Genomic DNA, 1,156 nt, shown 5'->3' with positions numbered 1-1,156 from the left:
ACGCGGACAAAAAGTTGGACCAATTGACAGAGGTGTCAGGAGGTCAATTTATGTATTCGCATGAAGAACGCTTAAAGGCAGTCAAACTGCACGTCGATTCGGGCATGGGGCTCAAAGGCATTATGAGAACGCTCGGCTATCCTCACGACATAAAAGTGTTGCGTCAATGGTGCCGGGAATTCAAGTTCTCCAGAGAGATTCACGAAGTAGACGGATTTGATGACGGATATTCTCTCAAACAAAAAACATTAGCCGTCAAATACTTCGTAAATTGCGGCGATCTGCGGCGCACCATCAGGGAAATAGGCTATCCCAGCAGCACGCAGAGATTGAAAATATGGGTTGAGAAATACAACCTTAACGAAAACGATCATTGGCAAGCTGACCAGAACCCTGTAAAATGGGGGCAAGATCGACAGACGGGAAGCAGTCCACTGATTCAGGAGAATCCATTCGAAGAAATTGAGATAGCCTCTAACGCTATCTACAAGGACTTAGGCTTCCTCGAGGAATTGTTCCAAAGGAGGCTGGCAACAATGTCTAAAAAGGACTCGGAAGTAACGATTGAATCTTTAAAAGAAGAAATGCAAGTACTGCTTAGAAATATGGAAAACCTCCGCAAAGAGAATAAAGCATTGCTGAAAGCCAATCAGTCACTGGGAGAGAAGACGAAGTCTCTTGATGAAAAGTGCCAGACACTTGCGAAAGAGTATAAGGAGCTTGGCGAGCAGACTCTTATTAAACGGATCGAGTACGAAGCCCTCGAGATAGCTGCAGAAACAATAAAAAAAGAAGAGGGCATCAGTCTAAAAACACTGACCAATCGGGAAAAAGCCATCGTGATTGATGCCCTTCTGAGCCGCAGCAAGTATCCCCTGAAGAAACTGCTGACGGTGCTAAATATGGCTAAAGCCTCATATTTCTACCAGAAATCCGCTATGAAGGCGGGAGATAAATATGCGGAAATACGCGAAACCATCAAAGACAAATTTAAGAAGAACCGGTCGGTTTATGGTTACCGGAGAATCTGGTTAGCGCTCAGAAAAGATGGGAAAATTCTTTCTGAGAAGCTCGTCCGCCGCTTTATGAAAGAGGATCATCTGGTTCCATACCGCAAAAAAGCTAAAAAGTATAGCTCCTACAAAGGAGAAATTTC

The 1,156-nt window shown here is 44.3% G+C and carries 1 protein-coding gene; it reads left to right on the top strand.

Features of this window, described 5'->3' with window-relative positions; all coding sequences use genetic code 11:
- Positions 1 to 50: 50 nt before the first annotated feature.
- A partial coding sequence (locus M3200_RS09170; RefSeq protein WP_288178268.1) for an IS3 family transposase occupies positions 51 to 1,156 on the top strand: 1,106 nt, incomplete at its 3' end.

The sequence above is a fragment of the Dialister sp. CAG:357 genome, assembly GCF_000435155.1.
GTDB lineage: Bacteria > Bacillota > Negativicutes > Veillonellales > Dialisteraceae > Dialister > Dialister hominis.
Note: the sequence above shows the minus strand (reverse complement) of the source record. Positions and strands in the feature narration are given on the sequence as shown.